Annotated in this window: 23 protein-coding genes; 4 read left to right on the forward strand and 19 right to left on the reverse strand. The window is 64.3% G+C overall.

Annotated features, from left to right (window positions below):
* Positions 1 to 533 precede the first annotated feature (533 nt).
* The 6 genes from QQM37_RS03660 to QQM37_RS03685 form a co-directional block, all read right to left on the reverse strand.
* On the reverse strand, positions 534 to 1,994 hold the full coding sequence (locus tag QQM37_RS03660) for a hypothetical protein (RefSeq protein ID WP_285725104.1): 1,461 nt from the start codon (positions 1,992 to 1,994) through the stop codon (positions 534 to 536).
* Positions 1,987 to 2,982 (reverse strand): hypothetical protein, encoded by a 996-nt coding sequence (locus QQM37_RS03665; protein WP_285725105.1) that lies wholly within the window; start codon positions 2,980 to 2,982, stop codon positions 1,987 to 1,989. The genes QQM37_RS03660 and QQM37_RS03665 overlap by 8 nt, the downstream gene beginning before the upstream one ends.
* Before the next feature lie 174 nt (positions 2,983 to 3,156).
* Positions 3,157 to 3,969, reverse strand: a complete 813-nt coding sequence (locus QQM37_RS03670) for a GIY-YIG nuclease family protein (protein ID WP_285725107.1) — start codon at positions 3,967 to 3,969, stop codon at positions 3,157 to 3,159.
* A 111-nt stretch (positions 3,970 to 4,080) separates the two neighbouring features.
* Complete coding sequence (locus QQM37_RS03675) at positions 4,081 to 4,917, reverse strand: restriction system modified-DNA reader domain-containing protein (RefSeq protein ID WP_285725109.1); 837 nt, start codon at positions 4,915 to 4,917, stop codon at positions 4,081 to 4,083.
* A 243-nt stretch (positions 4,918 to 5,160) separates the two neighbouring features.
* The gene (locus QQM37_RS03680; RefSeq protein WP_285725111.1) at positions 5,161 to 5,415 is read right to left on the reverse strand and encodes a Txe/YoeB family addiction module toxin; all 255 of its coding nucleotides are present in this window, start codon (positions 5,413 to 5,415) and stop codon (positions 5,161 to 5,163) included.
* On the reverse strand, positions 5,416 to 5,676 hold the full coding sequence (locus tag QQM37_RS03685) for a type II toxin-antitoxin system Phd/YefM family antitoxin (RefSeq protein ID WP_285725113.1): 261 nt from the start codon (positions 5,674 to 5,676) through the stop codon (positions 5,416 to 5,418).
* A gap of 138 nt (positions 5,677 to 5,814) precedes the next feature.
* Here QQM37_RS03685 and QQM37_RS03690 point away from each other — a divergent pair, with 138 nt between their 5' ends.
* Positions 5,815 to 6,297, forward strand: a complete 483-nt coding sequence (locus tag QQM37_RS03690) for a hypothetical protein (protein ID WP_285725115.1) — start codon at positions 5,815 to 5,817, stop codon at positions 6,295 to 6,297.
* On the opposite strand, the gene mutM is transcribed toward QQM37_RS03690, so the two are convergent.
* The 5 genes from mutM to coaD all read right to left on the reverse strand — a co-directional run bounded on the left by mutM (position 6,287) and on the right by coaD (position 9,494).
* A complete protein-coding gene (gene mutM / locus QQM37_RS03695) occupies positions 6,287 to 7,324 on the reverse strand; it encodes a bifunctional DNA-formamidopyrimidine glycosylase/DNA-(apurinic or apyrimidinic site) lyase (RefSeq protein ID WP_285725116.1) in 1,038 nt (345 codons plus the stop codon). The two genes, QQM37_RS03690 and mutM, sit on opposite strands and share 11 nt — an antisense overlap.
* A 21-nt stretch (positions 7,325 to 7,345) precedes the next feature.
* A complete protein-coding gene (rnc, locus tag QQM37_RS03700) occupies positions 7,346 to 8,080 on the reverse strand; it encodes a ribonuclease III (RefSeq protein WP_285725118.1) in 735 nt (244 codons plus the stop codon).
* Positions 8,081 to 8,092: 12 nt separating this feature from the next.
* Entirely contained in the window at positions 8,093 to 8,296 is a 204-nt protein-coding gene (gene rpmF, locus QQM37_RS03705; protein WP_285725120.1) for a 50S ribosomal protein L32, read from the reverse strand.
* 64 nt (positions 8,297 to 8,360) lie between these two features.
* Positions 8,361 to 8,867, reverse strand: a complete 507-nt coding sequence (locus tag QQM37_RS03710) for a YceD family protein (protein ID WP_285725122.1) — start codon at positions 8,865 to 8,867, stop codon at positions 8,361 to 8,363.
* A gap of 156 nt (positions 8,868 to 9,023) precedes the next feature.
* Positions 9,024 to 9,494: a pantetheine-phosphate adenylyltransferase gene (gene coaD / locus QQM37_RS03715; RefSeq protein WP_285725124.1), complete on the reverse strand. Its 471-nt coding sequence runs from the start codon at positions 9,492 to 9,494 to the stop codon at positions 9,024 to 9,026.
* A gap of 75 nt (positions 9,495 to 9,569) precedes the next feature.
* Between coaD and QQM37_RS03720 the strand changes: the two genes are divergently transcribed.
* On the forward strand, positions 9,570 to 10,895 hold the full coding sequence (locus tag QQM37_RS03720) for an aminotransferase class I/II-fold pyridoxal phosphate-dependent enzyme (protein WP_285725127.1): 1,326 nt from the start codon (positions 9,570 to 9,572) through the stop codon (positions 10,893 to 10,895).
* Positions 10,892 to 11,761 (forward strand): spermidine synthase, encoded by an 870-nt coding sequence (locus QQM37_RS03725; RefSeq protein ID WP_285725128.1) that lies wholly within the window; start codon positions 10,892 to 10,894, stop codon positions 11,759 to 11,761. Before QQM37_RS03720 ends, QQM37_RS03725 begins: the two co-directional genes overlap by 4 nt.
* A gap of 37 nt (positions 11,762 to 11,798) precedes the next feature.
* On the opposite strand, the gene rsmD is transcribed toward QQM37_RS03725, so the two are convergent.
* From rsmD to thiL, 4 genes are read right to left on the reverse strand one after another with little or no spacing between them, the layout of a single operon-like run.
* Complete coding sequence (gene rsmD, locus QQM37_RS03730) at positions 11,799 to 12,383, reverse strand: 16S rRNA (guanine(966)-N(2))-methyltransferase RsmD (protein WP_285725130.1); 585 nt, start codon at positions 12,381 to 12,383, stop codon at positions 11,799 to 11,801.
* A gap of 30 nt (positions 12,384 to 12,413) precedes the next feature.
* Positions 12,414 to 14,663: an ATP-dependent DNA helicase RecG gene (locus tag QQM37_RS03735; RefSeq protein WP_285725132.1), complete on the reverse strand. Its 2,250-nt coding sequence runs from the start codon at positions 14,661 to 14,663 to the stop codon at positions 12,414 to 12,416.
* Positions 14,644 to 15,651 (reverse strand): DAK2 domain-containing protein, encoded by a 1,008-nt coding sequence (locus QQM37_RS03740; RefSeq protein WP_285725134.1) that lies wholly within the window; start codon positions 15,649 to 15,651, stop codon positions 14,644 to 14,646. Before QQM37_RS03740 ends, QQM37_RS03735 begins: the two co-directional genes overlap by 20 nt.
* On the reverse strand, positions 15,641 to 16,711 hold the full coding sequence (gene thiL / locus QQM37_RS03745) for a thiamine-phosphate kinase (RefSeq protein ID WP_285725136.1): 1,071 nt from the start codon (positions 16,709 to 16,711) through the stop codon (positions 15,641 to 15,643). The genes QQM37_RS03740 and thiL overlap by 11 nt, the downstream gene beginning before the upstream one ends.
* A gap of 100 nt (positions 16,712 to 16,811) precedes the next feature.
* Between thiL and QQM37_RS03750 the strand changes: the two genes are divergently transcribed.
* On the forward strand, positions 16,812 to 17,321 hold the full coding sequence (locus tag QQM37_RS03750) for a DUF3515 family protein (protein WP_285725138.1): 510 nt from the start codon (positions 16,812 to 16,814) through the stop codon (positions 17,319 to 17,321).
* Positions 17,322 to 17,367: 46 nt separating this feature from the next.
* On the opposite strand, the gene QQM37_RS03755 is transcribed toward QQM37_RS03750, so the two are convergent.
* From QQM37_RS03755 to leuD, 4 genes are all read right to left on the reverse strand, one after another.
* Positions 17,368 to 18,537 carry a D-alanine--D-alanine ligase family protein gene (locus tag QQM37_RS03755; protein WP_420030115.1) on the reverse strand — a complete coding sequence of 390 codons (1,170 nt, stop codon included), beginning with the start codon at positions 18,535 to 18,537 and terminating at the stop codon, positions 17,368 to 17,370.
* Positions 18,534 to 19,562: an NAD(P)H-dependent glycerol-3-phosphate dehydrogenase gene (locus QQM37_RS03760; protein ID WP_285725140.1), complete on the reverse strand. Its 1,029-nt coding sequence runs from the start codon at positions 19,560 to 19,562 to the stop codon at positions 18,534 to 18,536. Before QQM37_RS03760 ends, QQM37_RS03755 begins: the two co-directional genes overlap by 4 nt.
* Positions 19,559 to 20,389, reverse strand: a complete 831-nt coding sequence (locus tag QQM37_RS03765; protein WP_285725141.1) for a lysophospholipid acyltransferase family protein — start codon at positions 20,387 to 20,389, stop codon at positions 19,559 to 19,561. Before QQM37_RS03765 ends, QQM37_RS03760 begins: the two co-directional genes overlap by 4 nt.
* A 149-nt stretch (positions 20,390 to 20,538) precedes the next feature.
* A complete protein-coding gene (gene leuD / locus QQM37_RS03770) occupies positions 20,539 to 21,138 on the reverse strand; it encodes a 3-isopropylmalate dehydratase small subunit (RefSeq protein ID WP_285725143.1) in 600 nt (199 codons plus the stop codon).
* Between the last annotated feature and the right edge of the window lie 13 nt (positions 21,139 to 21,151).

A 21,151-nucleotide genomic window follows, 5' to 3' on the forward strand; every position in this document is an offset into this window, starting at 1 on the left:
CGAGGCAGCGTTACCGACCTGGCGAGCACGAACGCTCGGCGCACCAAGCCAGACTCGGCCAAGGGGCGCAAACTCGCGCAGGCGCTCGAGGTATAGGCCACGAGCCCCTTGCATTGATCGACAGGACAGGTCTACGGCGACTATGGAGAGCACGCAGCGGGAGGCGCGCGAACCTCGGGTCTGCTTTCCTGGTGTCATGACCGGAGCCCACGTCTCCGCCGTAACCCGACGGCTCTCACCTCGTGTTTCGTCACCAGCACGCGAGTGGGCACGTCACCTGCGGGCGGAAGCTTACCGAGATCGCAACCTTGCGGAACGTCAGAATGTAGGCGATCTCCTGCCGATCAGATATTAACTCGTTCCTGGCTTCGGCACCGCGTAATCTCAGCAACCGGACGTCGCGCATGCCTTTACGGCCTACGGGCGACACCGAGGTAGCCTCCGCTGACGTGGGGAGAATGAGCCTCCATTTCTGAGGGCCGCATATGGGTCAAGACAAGCAACAGTGCCTGATGTCGATAGGGCGCATCTATCTAATGGGCGAAGTACTCGATGATCTCCTCTTCGGAATCCAGGATCTCGTTGGGCGCCACGCCAAGTTCGTTTGCCAGCTCGGTCGAGCTGGCAAACGCCACTTGAACGTCCGGAGAGAATGCTAGCTCGAGCAGTCCGAGGTAGCCAGCCATCGCTTCGTCGAGTTGGTCGATGAGCTCTTGATACTCTGCAGAGAGTTCTGCGTCGAGTTCTCGCTGCTCGCGGAGATACTGCTCGAGCAGCGCGGCTTCGCGTTTCGAAAGCGATGAAGCGGCGGCTCGGTACATCACCATCCCCACGGTGTTGCCAATGACAGCCCCGAGCACCGGGATCGGAATGAACGCCTGCCCGACGAATGAAGAGAGCGCACTGACCGCGACCTCGAGCGCGACCAGCTCGGAGTTCTCGATGAACTCCACCTCATCGATCTCGCCGCGTCGGAGCCTGTTGGCTTGCTCAGCAATACCGAAGGCAGCCGTCACGACAGCGCTGGCAGCGGCTGCGGAGGTCACGGTGAAATTCGTCAATGCGTAGATCGTTACGCCTCGCACCCCGCCCTTAACGACCCCGAACCCGGCGTCCCCCGCGATGTCGATCCAGTCCTCGCCGGTGAAGTCCTTGAGTTTCTTGCCTTCTCGTCGCTTGGCGACCACGGCGAGGACGAATGTGGTGCCGCCCTCGATGGCCGCGGCCGCCAGAGTGGCCTGAGCTCCCTCGCGAAGTGTCGGGCGGCTCACCTGGTAGGCGCCGTCCTTAGCGGACTGGCCGGTCGACCGAAGCGAGTCCTTCTCGGCCTCCAGTCTCGCTTCGTAGGCGCCGCGCTGCACGTCGCGGTACTCGAAGTGGGAGGGTTCAACCGACTCGATGTCCACCGGGCCGGTGTCGAAGAACGCTTGCACTCGTTGCCAATCCGTGAACGACGGGCCGTCACCACTGCGGGAAAGGTGTTTGCCCGCCTCTTCCAGTGGCATCGCACGCAGCTTCTGGATTATCTCGAAATGATCGCGCGGGATCTGGTAACGCCCACCGTTCTCGAGGAAGTCTGGGTATCGCTGGAGGTGCTCCAGGACGGCGTCGAGCCCAAAACTGCCCTGAGCAGCGTAGAACTTCTGCTGGATGGCCACTCCGTCACGCAGGAGGTCCTCGGCCCGGTTGTTGTTGACCCACTGGTACCCGGTTTCCTCCCCGAGGATCAGTCGGCGCGCATTGCCAACGCCTACTTCCGCGACCTCGGCAATGAACCCGTGCATCCCCCGTAGGTGCCCCCGGTTCCTGTCGACGATGTCCACCTTGATCGTCCGGAGCGCATCGTCGACAGCGGCGAGCGCGTCGCGGAGGTTCACGTCCTGGAGGCGCAGCGCGTAGAGCAGACCATCCAACCGGAGTTGATTGAGGTAGTTCACCCACGCGGCGACCGCCTGCTCCTGATTGCTCTTGATGAGCCGCTCTGCATCACTCATTGTCGCTGCCCTGCTCGACACGCTGCGCGAGCATGGCGGCGCAGGCTTTGGTGTTGTTCACGAGCGCACCAAGCTGCGACCGCTGGGAATCGGACAACGCGAGGAAATCAGCCCCGTAGAAAGCGAGCGCTTCGCCGTAACTGATTCGGAGCCGCTCGCGCAGCGACGCAGTGCGCTCGAGGAGATCAGCGATCTCCGCGTCCATCCGGATGATGTACGAGGTGTTCTGCTTCACCGCAGTGGTGGCCTCCTGCTTCGCCTCACGGTTCTCGAACTTCTTCTTGGCGAATAGCGCAATCGATACGAGCAGCGTCGCGCCCGCGACGCCCCAACCGATGGGGCCGGCGAGCGCGAGGAGCGCACCTCCCGCAGCCGTTCCACCTCCCCCGGCAGCGAGCGCACCACCTCCCAGCCACGCCAGAGCGGCGTTGGCCGCCGCGGCGCCGGACAACGTCGAGATCGCCGTTCCCGTCGACGCCACACCGTAAGTGGTGGCGACCCAGAGCGCCGCCGTCGGTGCCATGCTCGCTACCGCCGCGCCTGCTGCGAACCCGGCCCCCGCGCCGGCCGCCGAACCGCGAGCAGCGGCGAGATCCCTCCTCGCGAATTCCTCGGCCGCAAGGAAGTCGCCCTTGTGCGTGTCGATGTCATCGAAGTCGGTCTCGAAGGACTTCGGCGTGTTCGCGATGCTGTTCACGAGCACGGCGATGAGCTCGATCAGGTCCGTCGATCGCTCCCGCTGGCGCAGAAGGGAGAGGCCCTTGTCATTCATCTCAGTGAACGCGGCATTGTACGCGACAATCGCATCCTCGTAGGGGTCCGACTTCTTCGCCGTCAGCTGCTCAACAGTGTCCGCGGCTGCGTCCTTGAGCTCTTCGGCGTGCTCCACGACTTGCGACGAAACATTCCGCGCGAACTTGCCCAGCCCGTCGACAGCCTTACCAATACCGTCTTTCGCGTTCTTCACATCGAATGATGCACCTGCCATGATCTCCGCATTCCCTCCCCGTTCAACGTCCGGCCAGCATATCCGCAGCCACCGACATTTATGCGGAGGCCAGTTCCTCTCTCGCGTCAGAACGCATAGGCAGCCATTGCACCGGAATCGCCCAGCAGTTCCAGACAGCTCGCACCAGACCAACACCTGAAAATTCGCCAGGATTCAGTTGCGGTTTAGCCCGTGCTTCCGAGTATCGAGCGCTTCCTTGAAGTGGCTCTCGGCTGCGTCAATATCCCGAGTGGGAGTCGCAGGGTCGAACACTCGTAGCAGCGAGAAGCGGAAGTTCGCTGGATCCAGGCCACGCAACTCGACGTTATTGCCATGGCCATTGGTCGCGTAGGCGCTCCACCGTTGCCGAATATTCTCCCCTCCATCGGCTTTACCGACGTACTGTCGCCCATCGCTCGTATCGGTGATGAGGTACACGCCCATCACCGAAGCGAGCGCGGTTCGCCACGAGGCATAACGAGGCTCTCGCATCACTGCTTGAAGTTTCGCATGGTTGATGACCAGGCGATCGAACCCGGGAAAAGGCACCGGCTTGGCGTCAGCAATCTCCTTGACCACATAGTTCGCCGCCGTCCTTCCGTTCACCTTCCAGCTGCGGGGTGCCGTCCACCCAATGACGAGACGATCCCGAAGGTCAGCAAGCTGTTCCGAGACGACGAGGTCGAACATGCGCAGAATTCCGGCACTTGGGAGCTCACCGCGGTTCTCTACGACGGACCAGAGGCGTGCACGGTCGCCACCTTCTTTGACGAAGACAACCCAGACCTTCGGTGGTGAGGCGGGGAAGATACCAGGCCTGACAGACTGCTTGCTGGTGTAGAGCAGGATCTCGTCATTGGTCGAATCGGCGTGAATGCCCGGCAGGCCGGTGTCCTCATGCTCACGAACGTAAGCGTGGCGAATGACGAGCACCTCTGCGGGGTCTATACCGGCGCTTTGGAGGATCGGTCGGAGCGTCAGCATCATCTATCGGTCTTTCCCTACCCACAGGTGTTCCGCGGTTGACACCTCGAAGCCGCCGGTCGCCTCGCGTTGGTCAACGATCCGCGTGAAGTCAGCCTCGGGATGCACGACTCATCAACTGCCATCGCTTTCGGGCTCCGAGAGCTGCGTGCGAAGAGCATCGAGCGTCGGTCCCGCCAGCGAACCGACATGCCATGTGGTCCAGCCATTGGACGACTGCAGGCCGAGCGCCACTGCCGAGGCCTTGCTCGGCGACGCGTACGCGACGCCGGCAATGATGATCTCACCCGATGTGCTGACCCGCCCGGTCGCCTCGCGTCCACCTTGTGCGAGATGCACAGACACGCCAGCTCGAAGAAGTCCCGCACTCATGAGGTCTGGAACTGATCCCGTCTTCAATGCACGAGAGATCCGCTTCGAGGTCAACGGCGCGTCTGAAGACTCGGGTAGGTCCGCTTCCTTGTGCGTGTCGACCCCAGCGAGGCGCAGCGCCGCGAGCACGCTGCTGAGCAGATCGTCCAACGACAGGAGCATGTGCGGCGGTAGCGTCGTGTCCTGATCACGTTTGCCCTCAACGACGGTTATCCCGGGGATCGCCGCGACCTCCGCAGCGACGCGACCTTCCAGGTAGCCGATCTCAGCGGAGTTGAACCCGTGCGATGTGTCGCGCTTAATCGCGACCGCTCGCTTCCATGGCAGCTTCTCCTTGTTGCGGTGCTGCAGCAGGCGCTGACGCAGTGCGACTGCCTGACCGACGTAGACCCGTTGACTGCCGTCGTCAGTCAGCAGGATGTAGATGCCGGGTACTGCCCACTCGTCGGCGGCGAGCCGCTCCAAATCGCGGCGATTCACCAACGCAACGCGGAGCGCGTGCACAACGAAGTCGGCAACGACCGGGGCGGTCGCCGAGGCCGGAATCTGGACGTTGACAGGAATGACCTGAGTGCTCATACCGACTAGCATTCCAGATACACGTCATCGACGTTCAGCTGACATTTCGAGTGATCGCTCATCTGCGAACTGTCGCATGAGTCCCGCGCTCAGGTCCCATCGCACTGCGGTTCGTCGCTTCCCGCCTGAGCGCCCGGGCGCACGAGCTGCTCGTTACGTACCAGTGCCCACGGGCCGCGTCATGCTAGGGAACCCCGGCCCGAGCAGCCGCCGATGCGCAGCCTCTCCTGACACGCGGCCGGCTCAATAGTGATAGCGCGTTTGGAGAATGGTCAGATCACCGTCGTTGGCAAGATACACCAGGCGGTGCTCGTCGGTGATCCGACGAGACCAGCACCCCGCTGCCCCATACTTCAGCTGTTCAGGCTTGCCGATACCCGTGAAGGGATCACGCAGACAGGCATCGATGAGCGTGTTGATCCGTTTCAGGACCCGCCGGTCGGCCGTTTGCCAGTACACGTAGTCCTCCCAGGCGAGCGGATCCCAGACCAAGCGCATTCAGCTGCCCTCATCCGACCGATCAAGCTCGTGAATCTCAGCTCCCCCAGCGCGGGCGCGCTCATAGGCGTCAAGCAGCCGGCGAGCATTGGTAGGGGAACGGAACAGGTACGCAGTCTCCTGCCAGGCCGCATACTCATCGGCAGCCATCAGGACGGCGTTCCCCTTGCGAGAAACGATCTCGACGGCGTCACGGTCCTCGTTCACACGTTCAATGAGCGGGAACAGCGTTTTGCGCGCCTCACTTGCACTGATGGACATCACGGACCCCTTCCGCCGGGACTACTGGTACATGTTAACGGTACCACTCACGCTCAACGAGCGCCGTCGTTGGCATCGCCGTCCAGACGAAAGCGATGGGACACGATTTACCCCCGCCCCCCTGATACTCTGTGCCGCATGTCTCAACCTTTAGATCTTCAGGTCGACGAAGACGGTTTCGTTTGCGTCGTCTCACCTGACTTCTACTCGGGCTTCGTTGACGAGGACTGGTCTCTAGATCAACTTCTCGCGCACTTCGTACAGCAGAGCAATCTGGGCAGCCTATTCGTCGCCTACCCGGGCCCCGACCACGCAGACGCTCCCCTGACCTTCGATGAGGTCGCAGAGTCGGGCGAACCGTATCGGAGAGCTACCGGCGTTGTGAAGGTCGGCCCACAAGGCCTCTGGCTCACGGACTACACACAACTCACCATGGCGGCTCAGTTCCAGGATTCAGCACCGATCGACCGAGGTGCGGTTCGCCTCCCCGTTCGTGAAGGCACGTATCTGCTCACGCTGATCCACATGTCTGGTGAAGGCGCCGAGTTCCACCTGTCATCGGCACCCGGAACTCCAACGATGACATCCCGAATTTCCTCGGTGCCCTGGTTCAGCTATTGAGTCTGGGCTTCGGCTGGCACTTCGGGCAGAAATGGCTCGAGCGGTTCATGAAGGACTCCCGCTTGATCGGCGTCCCGCACCTGCTACACGGCTCATCTTCGCGCCCATATGCCTCCAGTGACCGCTCAAAATACCCGGACGACCCGTTGACGTTGACGTAAAGCGAGTCGAAGCTGGTCCCGCCGGCCGCTAGCGCGGAGCGCATCACCGCCCGGGCCGCCTCCAGCAGGGCCTCAATTTGCCGAGAACTGAGCTTCTCGGTGGGCAACTCGTAGTGCAGGGAGCTAGCCCAGAGCGCCTCGTCGGCATAGATATTGCCGATGCCGGACACCAGCCCCTGGTCAAGCAGGGCGCGTTTGAGTCCGGTGCGGCGGCGGCGCAGGGCGGTGCTGAATTCCTGCATGGAGAAGTTCTCGTCCAGAGGATCCCTGGCGATATGTGCCACGTCGGCAGGAATGAGGGGCTCCGCCAGCTGAGCGCCGGCAAAACCACCTGGCAGACCGTCCCGGGTCGGCACCAGTTCGCTGAGGAACATTCCGCCAAAAATCCGCTGGTCCACAAAATCAAGCCGGTAGCCGGGCTGGGAAGAGTCGGCAGGAAAGTCGTACCGGATTTTCAGATGCCTTGGCACAGCAAGCTGCCCGACCGGTGGCCCAGCCGCCGGGCCCAGCAAGCCCGGATCCAGCGAGCCGGAATCAGCTGCGGCATCGTGCTCCAGCTCATGCACCAGGAGCTGCCCGCTCATGCCGAGATGAGCCACCAGGGCCGTATCTTCAGCCGCCCTGTCAGAAGCTGCGTCAGCCGCACCGGGATTGTCATTGAATCGGAGCGGCATCCAGAGGAATTTTCCGCGCCGCACCACCTGAGAGATCTGCGCGCCCTGCAGCCGGTGTTGAAAGTCTTCAGCTCCGGGAAGATGCCGCCTCACCGAGCGGGGATCCAGCACGGTGACCTCGTGGATGCGGCGGCCCTGCAACCATCGTTCCAGGCCGGAACGAACCACCTCTACCTCGGGCAGTTCAGGCACAACCAACAGCCGTCGCTGTTATCACGAAGCGGACAACGGCGCCGACTCAGCAGGCGAGATCGTCATCCAGCTGATCGCCGCTGCATCCTGCTCGGCTTCCTTCTTGGAATGTCCGGTGCCCTGGGCATACCGGGTTTCGCCGATCATCAGGGTCGCCGAATACACCCGCGCGTGATCAGGCCCTTGGCCCACCACCTCGTAGTGCACGGGGCCCAGCTGATGAGCTGCGGCATACTCCTGCACACTGGTCTTCCAGTCCGTGGCGGCACCGAGCGTCCGCTCATCCGCCAGCAGACCGCCCACCAGCCGCATCACCAGCTGGCGCGCCACCTCAATGCCGTGGCACAGGTAGCTGGCGCCAATGAGGGCTTCCATGGTGTCCGCCAGAATGGAGGACTTATCTTTGCCATTGGTGAGCTTCTCTCCCTGACCCAGACGGATGAACTCGCCCACTCCGAGGCCGCGCGCGATGGCGGCCAGGGCACGGGTGCTGACCACTGCGGAGCGGCGCTTGGCCAGGTCTCCTTCGGCGAGGTCAGGGTTATCCCGGTACAGCGCATCAGTGACCGCAAAGCCCAGCACCGAATCGCCCAGAAACTCCAGGCGCTCGTTGGTAGGGATGCCACCGTGCTCATAAGCGTACGAGCGATGCGTCAGGGCAAGACGAAGCGTCTCGGCATCGATATCGACACCGAGACGCTCCAATAACTCACGAGGATCCGGGCCATGAGAGGCCGGATCAAATGTTGATCCCACGAGCCGTGAGGATCAGACGTCGGCGACCTTGCGGCCCTTGTACTCCAGGAACAGCTCGGTCCCGGCAGAGTCCGTGACGACCTTGGCCTGGTGGGGCAGCGAGTAGGTCACGCGACCGTTTTCGACGGTCTTGACCAGGTTGGGCGCAGTGGCCTTCCACTGGGCCCGGCGTGCGCGGGTATTGGCGCGGGACATCTTCCGCTTGGGAACAGCCACGGCTGTCTCTTTTCTCTCGTCGTCTCCATGCCACCGCGACTTGACTCACGGCAACAACTACTTGCTACTGGTCTGTTTCCTGCGTCAGGGCGCTCAGCGCTGCCCATCGCGGGTCAAGGACCTCATGGTGGTGTCCCGGATGGTCGGCCAGCCGCACTCCACATTCGGAGCACAAGCCTGCACAATCCTCCCGGCAAACCGGTTGAAACGGTAACGCAGTCACTACCGCATCGCGGAGCACCGGTTCGAGATCGACAGTGTCGTTCTCGACCAGACGCACCTCATCATCCTGATCTTCCGTGCCATCCCCCTGTTCGGGAGAGGCAAAGAAGAACATCTGCATCAGGTCCACCTCTTGGTCATACGCAAGGGGATCCAGGCATCGGCTGCACTCGCCCACCAAGTGGACCTGCGCAGTACCCGAGACAAAGATTCCTTCGTGTACGGCCTCCAGGCTCACCTCAAGATCGACGGGCGATCCTTCGGGAACCCCGATCAGCGGGATGCCAAGCTCCTGGGGAGCGGGGACGGTTTCCTGCAGAAATCTGGTACTCCCCGCAGCGCGGACCAAATCCTTGACCGCGATAACGAGTGCTGAATCCGGAGATTTCCGGTGATTCGTGCTGATGTGAACTCCTGCAGAAACTACTGACCGACGCACCATCCTAGCCTGAAATGGTGCATTGTCCCAAACTCTGCCCGGGCGTGGCGGGTGCCGGGTCCTTGGTTAGTCCTTGACCAGCCGCTTCAGGACCGCCCGCGGCACTGCTTCCGAGACATCCCCGCCCAGCCCCGCCACTTCTTTGATCATGGAGGAGGAGAGATGAATGTAGCGCGCCTCCGCAGGAATGAAAATGGTCTCCACCCCGGTCAGCTGTCGGTTCATGGTCGCCATCGCGCTCTCATACTCAAAGTCCGCTGCGGAACGGAGGCCTTTGACAATGGCGCCCGCCCCACGCTGGCGGCAATACTCTGCCAGCAGCCCCTGACCCATCGGCTCGACCACGATGCCGCCCAGGAAGGCAAAGGTCTCCCGGACCATGGCCAGGCGCTCCTCCAGGGGGAAGTGGTACTTCTTGGAGTAGTTGGTCGACACCGCGACGATGACCTCGTCAAAAAGCCCGGCGGCACGGGCAATGACCTCACAGTGACCGTTGTGGAGGGGATCGAAGGAACCCGGGCAGACCGCGCGACGCATGCTCCCAATCTACCGGGCCGGGTCGGACTCCCGCACTACCACGCAGCGCGCGCCCCAACCTCTACGCTTAGCCGTATGGAACACGGCAGCTCACCATCCCTCATCTCGCCCGGCGCTCCCGCAGAACCGCAGAGGACCGCTCCCTGGCTCCGCGCTGCGGCCGGTGCGAACTTGCGCAATGAGCACGGCGGCCTCGAGGCGACGATCTTCGAAGAGATCACGAGCCTGGCCCAGGCGACCGGGGCGATCAATCTGGGCCAGGGATTCCCGGACACCGATGGGCCTGATTCACTCAAGGAAGCGGCGGTTGCCCAGATTCGCGGCGACGCCAACCAGTATGCTCCCGGCAAGGGCCTTCTGGGGCTCCGTGAAGCCATTGCGAGCCATCAGCAGCGGTTTTACGGCATCGAACTGAACCCGGATCGGGAAGTGGTCGTCACCACCGGTGCCACCGAAGCGATTGCTGCCACCATTCTCGCCTTCTGCGGCCCCGGCGACGAGGTGGTCACGTTCGAGCCCTTCTATGACTCCTATGGCGCCATGATCGCCCTGTCCGGAGCGCGGCATCGGACGATTCCGATCCCTCAGGCCGCACCCGGATCGTTGCCTTTCCTCCAGCCTGCCCCCGAGGCGATCGCTGCGGCGTTCAGTCCCGCCACCCGTCTGGTGATCCTGAACAACCCGCACAACCCCACCGGCCTGGTCTTTGACCGCCCCACCCTGGAGGCCGTCGTCGCCCAGGCTCGGCTGCACGGTGCGCTGATTCTCTCCGATGAGGTCTACGAGCACCTGGTGTTCGATGCTCCGCACCTGCCGGTGGCCAGTCTTCCGGGCGCCTGGGAACGGACCATCACGGTGTCTTCGGCCGGCAAGACCTTCTCGGTCACCGGGTGGAAGGTCGGCTGGGCCAGTGGGTCGGCGGATCTGATGGATGCGCTCCGGACCGTGAAGCAGTTCCTCAGCTACTCCTCCGGTGGCCCCTTCCAGCTGCCCGTCGCGGAGGCCCTGGCAGCACCCGAGGAGTATTTTCTGGGCATCGCCGCCGCGCTCCGGGAACGGGGCACTCTGCTGAGCACGGCCCTGGAGGCGATCGGCCTGCCGGTCTCCTCCCCTCAGGCGGGCTACTTTGTGGTGGCCGATGCCGCCCCGCTCGGCATCGGCGGTACGCCCGGCGAGGATGCCCGCAACCTGGCGCGGGACCTGCCGGGGCTGATTGGGGTGGCTGCCATTCCCGTCTCGGTGTTCTGCCACGAAGAAGGCGCTCAGCGCACCCGCAGCCTTTTGCGGTTCGCCTTCTGCAAGAAGACCGAGGTGCTTGAGAAGGCGGCTCGTCGCCTCGCCGCACTGCCAGCCCTGTTGGCGGACCGGACTGACCCGGTGAACCCACAGGCCAAGGCGTGACCGCGGCCAGCCGGCTCGACGGCATCCAGCGTTCGCTCTCGGTCTCCGGTGTGCAGGCCAGAATTGTTCAGGACCCCTTCAGTTCCCGCCAACCGGGTCAGCAGGGTGCCTATCTGCTGGAGATCGGTGGAGCCGAGCAGTCCCATGTGGACCTGGATCATCCGGAGCGGATCTTCTACGAGTACCTGAACCGGATCGGCACCCTACTCGATGCCATCCGCCCTGCCGGAGAGGCTGTATCGGTCCTGCACCTCGGTGCTGGCGCGCTCACTCTGGCCCGGTATTGCGCGGTGACCCGCCCCGGATCGGTGCAGGTGGCCGTTGAGCTGGAGCGTGAACTCCTGGACCTGGTGCTGACCCAGCTTCCGCTGCCAGCGGGTGCCACGGTGCATCCGCTGATCGGAGATGTGCGTGAATCCCTGCCGGAGGCTGCAGCGTGGGAGCCTTATGAGCTGATCGTGCTGGACATCTTCTCCGGGCCGGAGGCCCCTGCCCATGTGGCCTGCCCGGAGTTCTATGCCGAGGCTGCCACCCTGCTGGCGCCCGGAGGGGTACTTGCCGTCAATATCGGCGATGACCCGCCGCTGACCTTGGTGCGAAGTCAGACCCGTGCCCTGAGCAGCATTCTGCCCGCAGCGGCGTTGACCGGACCCACTGCCATGTTCAGTGCCCGGTACCCGGGAAATCTCGTCCTGGCCGCAGTGGCCCTTGAATCGGCCGCCGTTGGATCGAGGGCCCCTGTGCCGGGGACTTCGTCAGAAACGGAACGCTGGCCGCAGGAGTGGACCGAGGCCTGGCTCCAGCGGGGGCCGCACCCCTGTACGGTGCTCAGCGGCGTGGAGCTGGAGGATTTCGCCCGGGCCTGACGGTCACCGCCATGATCTTGCCTTGCTGCTCATCCATCTATTCTGCGGGTTCGGCAAACCAGAGGGTGGTCTCACCGTATTTCTTCTCCGAGAATCGACGCAGTCCAGGGCCCCAGCCCGGCTCGGGACTCCGGGTGGAGCGTTCCACCACGACCACCGCACCCACAGAAAGAGAAGGGACGAGCGCCACGAGCACCTCGGTGAGATCAGCCTCGCTGAGCGGATACGGAGGGTCCAGGAAGACCAGATCCCACTGACCGGTTTCCCGTTGCAGAAACCTTTGCGCGGTGGTGCGCTCCACCGACACCGTTACCGGTCCCCGGGGAGATTTTCCCCTGAGCATTTTGTCCGTGAGCAGGGCGGCATTGCGCTGACAGACGGCCGCCGCGCGGTGATCCGATTCCACCAGGGCCACCTGGACCGCTCCCCGGCTGGCGCTTTCCAGCCCCAGGGCACCGGAGCCGGCAAAGAGATCCAGCACCCGGGCACCCTCCAGTGCGTCGAGGGTCTCCAGGCGGGAGAACAGCGCCTCTTTGACCCGGTCTGTCGTCGGGCGGGTACCGGTACCGGGCACCGTGGACAGGCTCAGGCCGCCCAGTGTCCCGGCGATGATCCGGCTCATCGCCCGCTCCGGACTGACTGAGCATCGGTGCTAACCACGTTCAAGGAAGGCCTCCCGTTCCGGATTGAGTCGGCGCTGAAGCGCCTCGGCCAGGGCCGGGTGCCCCTCCAAGGAGGGATCGGACTCGATGAGTTCTGCCGCGTCCGCGCGGGCGCGTTCAATGACAGCGGCATCGTCGATCACGCGCAGCAGGCGCAGGCCGGAGCGCCCGCCGGACTGGCTGGCGCCCAGAATGTCGCCTTCCCGGCGCATCGCCAGATCTTCCTGGGCCAGCACAAAGCCGTCCGTGGTTGCTGCGACCGCCTGGAGCCGACGTCGGCTCGGGTGCCCGGGTTCCAGGGACGTCACCAGCAAGGCCGTTCCGGGCAGCCCCCCGCGGCCCACCCGGCCTCGCAGCTGGTGCAGCTGGGACATGCCGAAGCGATCGGCATCGAGAATCACCATCAGCGTGGCGTTCGGCACGTCCACGCCCACCTCAATCACCGTGGTGGAGACCAGAACGTGGACCTCCCCACGGGCAAAATCCGCCATGATCTGGCTCTTCCGCGCGGGGTCCAGCTGACCGTGCAGGGCTTCAATCCGCAGGCCCGCCAGTTCCGGCGTCCGGCGGAGCAGCTCCAGAACATCGGTCACGGCATAGGTTGTCCCTTCTGCGGCCTCCGGTGCATCAGATGATGGCGCAGCAGCCTCCGGTTCGGCAGCCACCAGGGTCGGTTCGCCGTCATCCTCGGCCGCGAGCCCATCGCCGATCCGCGAACAGACCACGTACACCTGATGCCCGGCCTGCACCTCCTCCCGGCTGCGCGCCCAGAGCCGGTTCCACCAGCCGGGATTCTCGGCCAGACCCACTTCGAAGGTGGAAATGGGGGCACGCCCGGCGGGCAGCTCCCGCAGAATGGACGTCTCCAGGTCCCCGAACACCGTCATGGCCACGGTGCGTGGGATCGGGGTGGCCGTCATGACCAGCAGATGCGGTGGCGTGTCCGCCTTGAATCGCAGGGCATCGCGCTGTTCCACGCCAAAGCGGTGCTGTTCATCGACCACCACCAGCCCCAGATCGAAGAACTGGACCTGATCCGCCAGCAACGCATGGGTGCCGATCACGATGCCGGCCTCCCCCGACACGATGTCCAGCAAGGCCTGCTTACGCGCGGCAGCAGGCATGGCCCCGGTCAGCAGCACGACCCGGGTGGCATGAGCCAGACCGCTGAGCAGCGGCCCCAGCCCCAGATCACCCAGTGCCCTGGTGATGGATTCCACATGCTGAGTGGCCAGGACCTCCGTGGGGGCCAGAAGCGCCGCCTGCCCGCCGGAATCGATGACCTGCAACATGGCGCGCAAAGCCACCAAGGTTTTGCCCGAACCCACCTCGCCCTGAAGCAGCCTCTGCATGGGATGCACGGCACTCAGCTCAGCGGCCAGTTCCCGGCCCACCTGCTGCTGGCCGTCGGTCAGGGTGAAAGGCAGGGCCGCATCAAAGTCACGGAGCAGCCCATCGGGCCTGCCGGGGCGGGCCCGCGTGTGTTGCGCGGCGGCATCGGCCCGGCGTCTGGCCAGTGCCGTCTGCAGCAGAAGCGCCTCCTGGTACCGGAACCGTCGCTGCGCGTCCTTCCAGTCCTGCTGCTCGGTGGGACGGTGAATCATGCCATACGCCTGTGCCAGTCCCGGTAGCCGATGAGCGGCCAGCAGTTCCTCCGGCAACGGATCCGCCCAATCGGTCAGGTCGATGGCGTCGAGCATGGCAGAGACCGCCTTGGCGCTCTTCCAGCTGGGAAGTTTGGCGGTTGCAGGATAGACCGGAATGGGTTGCCGGGCCAGCGCTTCCGCATCCAGCGAACCGTTGGCGGCATCGTCTTCCAGCAGGGTGTAGTCAGGATTGGTCAGAGTCAGCGCCCGGTTGAAGAAACCGACCTTCCCGGAGAACATGGCCAGGGTGCCCGGCCGGAGTTCCCGCTCCGCACGCCAACCGTTGAAGAAGCTGATCTTCAACGAACCACTACCCGCCAGTTCGTCGGAAACCACTACATCGGTGATGCTGCCACGGCGCTGACGCATCTGCCGGGTCGCCACCGAGACCACCCGGGCGATCAAGGTCGCTTCCTCATCCAGGGGCAATTCCCGGATCGGGGTGAGTTCGCCACGGTTGAGATACCTGCGCGGAAAGAAATCCAGCAGATCCGCCACCGTGCTCAGCGCAAATTCACGCCCCAGCGCTGTGGCCGTCGGCTTACCCAGCAGCCGGTCCAGGGGCAGCTCCGCCTCAGAAGTCCGGCTCGTCATGCGTGGCAATTCGCAGGGGCGTGACAGAGACATGATCCGGCACACCGAGTGCTTCGATGGCCGCCAGGGCAGGCTCCGCCGCCGGTGCATGGACATGCACCCGCCAGCGGTAGGTCTCCTGCTGCTCGGAAGACCTTGACTGTTCCGGCTCTTGGGGTTGACCCATCGGGCTCATGATCACCGAGTCGCCCAGCTCATCCAGACGCATCCGCAGCGTTGCCGCGTCCAGCGGGCTGAGTGAAATGGTGCACATCAGCTCGAAGCCGTCCACCACTTCCAGGGTGGCGTGCATATTGCCGACCTCGTTGCCGTAGCCGGCCAGCCCTTCCACCAGCTCGGAATTTGTCTCCTGATGCACGATGACGGAGCGCAGGCAGTCGAGCACCAGCAGCAGGCCGACGCCGCCGGCATCGACCACATGCGCGTGCCGCAACTGGTCCAGCTGATCCTCGGTGCGGATCACCGCTTCCCGGGCAGCTTCCACCACGGCGTCGAGCGTCACCGACAGGGCATAGTTGCTGTCATCACCGCCAAGGGCTGAATCCGCCGTCGCAGCACCCTCCGCGCTGGCTTCCAGCACGGAGAGCATGGTTCCACGTAGGGGATCGCTCAGCGCAGACCAGGCGCGGATCTGGGCCCTGCTCAGCGCCGAAGCGAGCAGTTGCGGGCTCAGCCGCTGTGCACCGCGTAGCGGCTCGGCCATGGAGCAAAGCAGGACGGCAATCAGCGTGCCGGAATTACCCCGCGCGTTCTCCAGCGCGGACTGGCCCGCCTCGGCCAGCAGCTCGCCCAGATCGGTTGCCTGGTTTCCTGCCACCGCCTGGTGAGCGGCGCGTACCGTCAGGTAGAGGTTAGTGCCGGTATCGCCATCGGCCACCGGAAAGATATTGATCGCATTGAGCCGGTCGCTGTGGTTGCCCAGGGTCTCTTCGCAACGGGCCAGCCAGCGCCGCAATGCCGCAGCGTTGGCGGCAATTTTAGTCGGCAAAATGATCCCATCCCATGGCAACTCGTGGTTGGCCGTCCAGTGTCACTCGACCCGCTTCTTCGTCATCAGAGCCTACCGAACCGATGACTCGGAAGCCATCAGGCAAGGCTCCACCGGCGGGGAAAGTAGCCAGCAGACCGTAGTCCTCTCCCCCACCAAGAATCCTTTCCAGCCCGTTGAATTCCGGAAGCGAGGCAATCTCTTCCAGGGGCGTTGCAAGCTCCGCCAGCGCCTCCCGGAATAGCTCGAGGGAGACGCCGCTGGCGCGGGCCAGTCGCTGAGCGTCACGAAGCAGGCCATCTGAGACATCGAGCATGGCGGTGGCCCCGGCTGCGGCTGCGGCTGGCCCGGCACTCAGCGGTGGTACAGGCCGCGCAAAGAGGTCCACAAGACTGCGCTGGCCCTCAGTCCAGGACCGGAAATTCAGAGGATGCTCCACCAGAGCCCATCCGGCGCTGGCCCGGCCAAGATTCCCGCAATGCGCCAGTACATCACCCGCCCGTGAGCCGCTGCGCAGTACCGGTGCACGACCGCCCAGATCACCCAGCACCGTGATGGTCAGCGAAAGTTCGGAAGCGGCGGAAAGGTCCCCACCCACCACCGAACACCGCTGGGCCCCCAGCCGCTCGATGCCGGCCACCAGCCCATCGGCCACGCCCTCCACCCAGCTCACCGGGATGGTTCCGGGCAGGGAAAGGCTGACCACCAGGGCCGTTGCTTCCGCACCCATGGCATTCATATCGCTCAGATTCTGGGCAGCGGCCTTCCAGCCCACATCGAACCCGGTGGAACGGAACCCGCTGTTCCAGAGGAGTCGGAAGTCCTGGTTCTGCACCAGGGTGTCCGTGGATATCAGGACCCGTCCATCCGGAGCCGCCACCAGGGCGGCGTCATCGCCCGGTCCGAGCAGTACAGCACTCCGCTCGGCAGAATTGGCCAGCCGCGGAAAAATCCGCGCAAGCAATTCCCCCTCGCTCAGCTCCGAGACCAGCAGCCCGGTGTCCGCCTGCTCCGCAGGGATCGGTTCTGCGCCGGGTGGGGCCGGGTCTGGGCTACTCATCACGCCCTCCACGGTAGTACCTGGGCCTGACAGTGTTCTGCAAAGACCTGCACATGACCAGCATTGGGGGTGCCGGATGCCAGGCGATAGGCTGAATGACGTGTTTCTTTCCCCGCGTTGGTCCCGGTCCGTCATCCTGATGATCGGCGCACTGTCCGTGACCGGAACGCTGGCGGCCTGCGCGCCGGCGGTCGACGTCGCTCCCGCACCAGCATCTGCCAATGCTGCCTGTGCCCCGGAAATGATCGCCCTGCCCGATTCCCTCGGTGGTTTTCCGTTGCGTGAAACCGCCTCGCAGGGAACCGCCGCCTGGGGGGACCCGACCGCCGTGGTGCTGCGCTGTGGGGTGGCATCACCGCCTCCGACGACGTCCGATTGCGCCACGGTCAACGGCATCGACTGGGTGATCACGCCGAGCAAGCAGGATCCGCATATCTTCACCCTCACCACCTACGGGCGGACCCCCGCCACCGAGATTGTGCTCGATGACCGGGTGGTTGCCTCCAGCACGGTATTGCCACAGCTGGCCGGTGCCGCAGCCAAGATCCCACAGGGCGATCATCGATGCCTGGGCGTCCCTGATCTGGCGACGGCCTCACCGACCGGCTGAGCAGAGTCTCCCGCTGGCTTCCAGCGGGAGATCCACCGGCTGAGACTCAGCGCAGGCCGACCGGTCGCTCCAGGGCAAGAGTCAACAGTTCCTCCACCAGCGAAGGGTAGTCCAGACCGCTGGCCGCCCACATCCTCGGGTACATCGAGGAGGGCGTGAACCCGGGCATGGTGTTGATCTCGTTGATCACCACATCACCGGACCCGGTATAGAAAAAGTCCACCCGGGACAGGCCCTCGGCACCCACTGCATCAAAAGCCTGCGCGGCCTGCTGGCGGATGCGTTCAATCGCCTCGGCCGGAAGGTCCGCGGGGCAGCTGAGCACCGCGCCGTCGGCATCCAGGTACTTGGCCTCGAAGTCGTAGAGGGCATGGCTGTCCGAGGTCACGATCTCCCCCGGAAGCGAGGTTCGCGGGGCTGCACCGTCACGGCCCTGCAGCACGGCGCATTCGATCTCCCGACCGACGATGGCCGCCTCCACAATCACCTTGGGATCCTCTGCCCGGGCGAATTCGATGGCGGCGGCAAGATCCGCGGCCTCGGTAACCCGGCTGATGCCAACGGAGGAGCCGGCCCGCGCAGGTTTGACGAACAGCGGCCAGCCGAGCGCCGCGCATCGGGCCAGGGATTCTTCGCGGTGGAAGCGCCAGTCGCGGTCCGTCACCACTTCGAAATCACCCACGCTCAGGCCCGCAGAACGGAAAATGAGCTTCATAAAGGCCTTGTCCATGCCGACGGCGGAGGCCAGAACACCGGCGCCGACATACCGCACGTCCGCCAGTTCCAGCAGTCCCTGGATCGTGCCGTCCTCGCCGAAGGGACCGTGGAACAGCGGGAAAACGACATCCACCTCGCCCAGCACGCGCGGGACTTCACCGGGCTCCGTGCTCAGCAGCTCGCTGTGGCCGGAACCGCTGTGCAACACGACGGCGGCTGAGTCGGCCACCACCTCCGGCAGCCGGGATTCTCCCCGCGCCAGCTGAGCAGACTGCGGATCCGCGAGCACCCAGCGGCCCTCCCGACTCACTCCGATCGGCAGCACGTCGAACTTTTCAGGATCGATGACGGAGAGCACGCTCGCGGCTGTCAGGCAGCTGATGGCATGTTCACTGGAGCGTCCGCCAAACAGCAGCGCTACCCGTGGGCGAGCCGGGACTCCGGAGGTCCCTGCCCCAGATTCAGGTGCAGATTCAGTGGGAGAAATGGAGGAGCTCACGCGCTGTATTCGCCTTCCGCTTTAAGTTCTCTGGACAGGAGCAGCGGACCAAGCCGGTCCACCAGCAAGGTGCCGTCCAGGACGGCCTTGACCGCTGTGGTGATGGGCATGTCCACGCCAAGTTGCTCCGCAAGGTTCTGCACCGCAGCGCACGATTTGATGCCCTCAGCGGTCTGGGTCATTTCACGGGCCACTTCCTCAACACTGAGTCCGCGTGCCAGAAGCCGTCCCGCCGTGTGATTGCGGCTCAGCGGCGAGGAACACGTCGCGACCAGGTCACCGAGCCCGGCGAGCCCCGCCATGGTTTCCGCCTCACCGCCCAGGGCCAGCGCCAGCCGAGTGGTCTCTGCCAGGCCGCGGGTGATGACGGAGGCCTTGGTGTTGTCCCCCAGCTCACGGCCCTCGCAGATGCCCACGGCGAGCGCGATGATGTTCTTGACGATGCCGCCGATCTCCACCCCGACCACATCGGTGTTGGTATAGGGACGGAAGTAATGCGGGGTACACAGGCCCGCCACCCAGCTGGCGACCTCCGGAGCTGAGCTGGCCACCACCGAGGCGGTGGGTTCCTCGCGGGCGATCTCCATCGCCAGATTAGGACCTGAGATCACCGCGATCCGATCCGGTCCCAAGCCCCATTCTTCAGCGATGACCTGGCTCATCCGGGCATCAGTGCCCAGTTCCAGACCCTTCATCAGTGAGACCACTACAGCCTCGGAGTCCAGGAAAGGCCGCCATTCGTGCAGTTGGGCACGCAGGCTTTGTGCCGGGATCGCCAGGACCACCAGGCGAGCTCCGTCCAGCACCCGCTTGATATCCGCGTCAGCCACAATGCTCTCCGGCAGGTCAATCCCCGGAACATAGGCCTCGTTGCGGTGGCTGCTGTTGATCCGCGCAGCAATCTCCGGTCGTCTGGCCCACAGGCGCACGGTCAGGCCGGGAGTTCCGTCAGCGAGGATTTTGGCGAAGGTGGTCCCCCAGCTACCGGCCCCCAGGACGGCGACGACGCTCGGTTGCGGCCTCATCTGGCTCCTCCCGGGGTGTGCCCCGTGTCTGGTTGTTCCGGCTCTGGTTGTTCCGGCTCTGCCGCCGCTGCCTCAGACTCTGGCACGCCGAGATCCCGGCCGGTGACGGCCTGGCCGTGTTCTGCAGGCACCCAGCGGGTGGCTGGCGGCTCTTCGCCGCGCAGGTGCGCCACCATTGCCGTCAACGCCGCCATGATGCGCTCGGTGGCTTCCTCATACAGTTCTTTGTCCCGCTCACGGTCCAGGAAATCTGAGAGGTCCACCGGGTCACCCACCTGAACGGTGACCCGTTTGCGGGGAAAGAGATGCACCATCCGGGCGTAGCGGGGCAGCGCCTCCTGTGCTCCCCAGTGCGCCACTGGAATGATCGGCGCACCGGTGGCGAGTGCAAGACGGGCGGCGCCGGTGTGCCCGTGCATGGGCCACAGATCCGGATCCCTGGTGAGCGTGCCTTCCGGATAGATCACGATGGCGCCTCCGTCATCGAGCACTTTGCGTCCCACTTCCAGTGAGCCCCTGGCCAGCGGTCCGTTACGATCGACCGGAATCTGTTCCGAGCCGGAGAGCATTTTGCCGAAAAGCGGGACTTTGAACAGTGAGGCCTTGGCCAGGAAGTGCGGTGGGAAGCCCTTGTTGTAGAGCATGTGTCCCACAATGACCGGGTCGATCTCGGTGTAGTGGTTGGCGCAGACGATAAAACCGCTCTCGCGTGGCAGCTTGTCCGTGTCCAGCCAGGTCTTCGCGAGCACCAGATTGATCAGTGGTCGTAGGGTGTCCGCCAGCAACATGAACATGACCTTGACGGTCCTGGTTTGTTGCCTGTTCATAACACCCGTTCTGTTTTTGGTGGCTCCAGTCAGCCCTCAACGATCGAGCCAGCCACAGCCAAGCATAGTTTCCCCACCGTGCCACGAGCCACCGGGCTGGTGCAACCGGTGGCTCGTGGCCGGACTCGTGGCCGGAAGGAGGTGAGATCTCAGAAGCGCGCTGGCAGCGTCGTCGGCTTGTAGGAGGGCCGCTTCCGCTCATACTCGGTGATCTGGTCCTCGTACTGCAGGGTCAGCGCAATGTCATCCAGGCCTTCGAGCAGCCGCCACCGGATGTAGTCGTCGACGTCAAAGGGTGCCACCACACTGCCGCAGGTGACCATCTTGGCCTCCAGATCGACGGTGATCTCGGTCCCGGGTGCATTCTCCAGGACCTTCCAGATGAGTTCGATGTCGTCCTGGGCCAGCTGAGCGGTCAGCAGGCCCTGCTTGCCGGAGTTGCCGCGGAAAATGTCCCCGAAGCGGGCCGAGAGCACTGCCTTGAACCCGTAGTCGCGCAATGCCCAGACCGCGTGCTCACGGGAGGAGCCTGTGCCGAAGTCGGGGCCGGCGACCAGGACGCTGCCCTGGCTGAAGGGCTCCTGGTTGAGGATGAAGTCGGGGTTCTTGCGCCAGGAGGCGAAGAGTGCGTCCTCGAACCCCGTCTTGCTGATGCGCTTGAGGTAGACCGCCGGGATGATCTGGTCCGTGTCCACGTCCGACTGGCGCAGCGGAACGCCGATTCCGGTGTGCGTGCTGAACTTCTCCATGCTGGTTCCTTCG

It is taken from the genome of Psychromicrobium xiongbiense (genome assembly GCF_030271165.1).
Taxonomy (GTDB): Bacteria; Actinomycetota; Actinomycetes; order Actinomycetales; family Micrococcaceae; genus Renibacterium; species Renibacterium xiongbiense.

Coding starts and splice junctions, on each gene's coding strand:
- QQM37_RS03660 (WP_285725104.1), bottom strand. CDS start 1,994: ATGAGTGATGCAGAGCGGCTCATCAAGAGCAATCAGGAGCAGGCGGTC.
- QQM37_RS03670 (WP_285725107.1), bottom strand. CDS start 3,969: ATGATGCTGACGCTCCGACCGATCCTCCAAAGCGCCGGTATAGACCCC.
- thiL (WP_285725136.1), bottom strand. CDS start 16,711: ATGAGTAGCCCAGACCCGGCCCCACCCGGCGCAGAACCGATCCCTGCG.
- QQM37_RS03685 (WP_285725113.1), bottom strand. CDS start 5,676: ATGTCCATCAGTGCAAGTGAGGCGCGCAAAACGCTGTTCCCGCTCATT.
- QQM37_RS03765 (WP_285725141.1), bottom strand. CDS start 20,389: ATGAACAGGCAACAAACCAGGACCGTCAAGGTCATGTTCATGTTGCTG.
- QQM37_RS03720 (WP_285725127.1), top strand. CDS start 9,570: ATGGAACACGGCAGCTCACCATCCCTCATCTCGCCCGGCGCTCCCGCA.
- QQM37_RS03760 (WP_285725140.1), bottom strand. CDS start 19,562: ATGAGGCCGCAACCGAGCGTCGTCGCCGTCCTGGGGGCCGGTAGCTGG.
- QQM37_RS03735 (WP_285725132.1), bottom strand. CDS start 14,663: ATGACGAGCCGGACTTCTGAGGCGGAGCTGCCCCTGGACCGGCTGCTG.
- QQM37_RS03665 (WP_285725105.1), bottom strand. CDS start 2,982: ATGGCAGGTGCATCATTCGATGTGAAGAACGCGAAAGACGGTATTGGT.
- QQM37_RS03680 (WP_285725111.1), bottom strand. CDS start 5,415: ATGCGCTTGGTCTGGGATCCGCTCGCCTGGGAGGACTACGTGTACTGG.
- coaD (WP_285725124.1), bottom strand. CDS start 9,494: ATGCGTCGCGCGGTCTGCCCGGGTTCCTTCGATCCCCTCCACAACGGT.
- QQM37_RS03675 (WP_285725109.1), bottom strand. CDS start 4,917: ATGAGCACTCAGGTCATTCCTGTCAACGTCCAGATTCCGGCCTCGGCG.
- QQM37_RS03690 (WP_285725115.1), top strand. CDS start 5,815: ATGTCTCAACCTTTAGATCTTCAGGTCGACGAAGACGGTTTCGTTTGC.
- leuD (WP_285725143.1), bottom strand. CDS start 21,138: ATGGAGAAGTTCAGCACGCACACCGGAATCGGCGTTCCGCTGCGCCAG.
- rsmD (WP_285725130.1), bottom strand. CDS start 12,383: ATGAGCCGGATCATCGCCGGGACACTGGGCGGCCTGAGCCTGTCCACG.